This is a genomic window from Mesorhizobium sp. M5C.F.Ca.IN.020.29.1.1, assembly GCF_003997375.1.
Classification (GTDB): Bacteria; Pseudomonadota; Alphaproteobacteria; order Rhizobiales; family Rhizobiaceae; genus Mesorhizobium; species Mesorhizobium wenxiniae.
Map to the genome: position 1 here is coordinate 1 of NZ_RZSW01000855.1, position 1,838 is coordinate 1,838.

Annotated in this window: 2 protein-coding genes; both read left to right on the forward strand. The window is 63.1% G+C overall.

Annotated elements, in window-relative coordinates; genetic code table 11:
• Window positions 1–767 (forward strand): dihydrolipoamide acetyltransferase family protein (locus EOA85_RS34285; RefSeq protein ID WP_164760100.1); only part of this gene is annotated, 767 nt, incomplete at its 5' end.
• A gap of 129 nt (window positions 768–896) precedes the next feature.
• Window positions 897–1,838 (forward strand): FAD-dependent oxidoreductase (locus EOA85_RS34290; protein WP_127212637.1); only part of this gene is annotated, 942 nt, incomplete at its 3' end.

The following is a 1,838-nucleotide window of genomic DNA, read 5'->3' on the forward strand; positions in this document are numbered from 1 at the left end:
CCTCATGCTGGATACGGCCGGCCGGGCCGCAGCTCGCGAAAATCTCCGGCCTCGCCCCCAATGAGACGATCGAGGACATCAAAATCGTCGGGCTCAGGCGAAAAATTGCCGAGAAGATGACGCTGGCCAAGTCGCGCATTCCGCACATCACCTATGTCGAGGAGATCGATGTTACCGCACTCGAGGATTTGCGCGCCGCGCTTAACAAGGAGAAGCGCACCGGCGCGGAAAGGCCGAAGCTGACGCTGCTGCCGTTCCTGATGCGGGCGATGGTCCGGGCGATCGCCGACCAGCCCAACCTCAACGCGCTGTTCGACGACGAAGCCGGCATCATCCACCAGCATGGCGGCGTCCATATCGGCATTGCCGCGCAGACGCCTTCGGGGCTGGTGGTGCCGGTGGTCAAACACGCCGAGGCGCGCGACATTTGGGACTGCGCCGCCGAGCTCAACAGACTCGCCGAGGCGGCCAAATCAGGCACGGCGACGCGCGACGAGCTCTCGGGTTCGACCATCACCATCACCTCGCTCGGCGCCATGGGCGGTGTCGCGACGACGCCGGTGATCAATCATCCGGAAGTGGCGATCCTCGGCGTCAACAAAATGATGGTGCGGCCGGTGTGGGACGGCACCCAGTTCATCCCACGCAAGATGATGAACCTGTCCTCCAGCTTCGACCACCGGGTGATCGACGGCTGGGACGCCGCGGTGTTTATTCAACGGATCAAGGCGCTGCTGGAGACCCCGGCGCTGATTTTTGTGGATTGAGGCTGTGGTGCAAGAAATGAGAGCGGCAGCGATCCTTCCCACCCCCCTCTGTCCTGGCAGGACAGAGGGGGGTGCTGTCCCTCCGGCAGGAAAATTTTTGCACCGCTGCGGCGCCTTGAGAGGAACCCCATGAAGGAAATCTCCTGCAAGCTGCTCGTTATCGGTGCTGGCCCCGGTGGCTATGTCTGTGCCATCCGCGCCGGCCAGCTTGGCATCGACACGGTTATCGTCGAGTTCGGCAAGCCGGGCGGCACTTGTCTCAATGTCGGCTGCATTCCGTCCAAGGCGCTGATCCATGCGGCCGAGGAGTTCGAGAAAATCTCGCATATGGCGGGCGGCAAGAGTCCGCTCGGCATTTCAATTGGAACAGCATCCATTGATCTCGAAACGACCATCGCCTGGAAGGATGGTATTGTTAGCCGGCTGAATAGCGGCGTGGCCGGCCTGCTGAAGAAGGCCGGGGTCAAGACCGTGCACGGCTGGGCGAAATTCCGTGACGGCAAGATCGTCGAAGTCCAGACCGAGACCGGAATGCAGGTGGTCCGTGCCGAGACGGTGGTCATCGCGACCGGCTCGGCGCCAGTCGAGCTGCCGTCGCTGCCGTTCGGTGGACCGGTGATCTCGTCGACCGAAGCGCTGGGGCTGAGTGAAGTGCCGGAAAGGCTTGCCGTCGTCGGCGGCGGCTATATCGGGCTGGAGCTCGGCATCGCCTTCGCCAAGATGGGCGCCAAGGTGAGCGTGGTCGAGGCTCTGCCGCGCGTACTGGCGCAATATGATGCCGAACTGACTCGGCCGGTGGTGAAGCGGCTCGCCGAGCTCGGTATCGAGGTGCTTGTGGGCGCCAAGGCCAAGGGGTTGTCGACCAAGGGGGATGCGCTGCTGGTCGAGACGAAGGACGGCAAGAATAGCAAGATCGTTGCCGACAGGATTCTGGTCACTGTCGGGCGCAAGCCGGTGGTCGAAGACTGGGGGCTGGAGCAGATCGACCTGGACATGGCGGGAAAATTCATCCGCCTCGACGACCAGTGCCGCCCCTCGATGCGCGGCATCCTTTCCCTTTGCGACGTCACC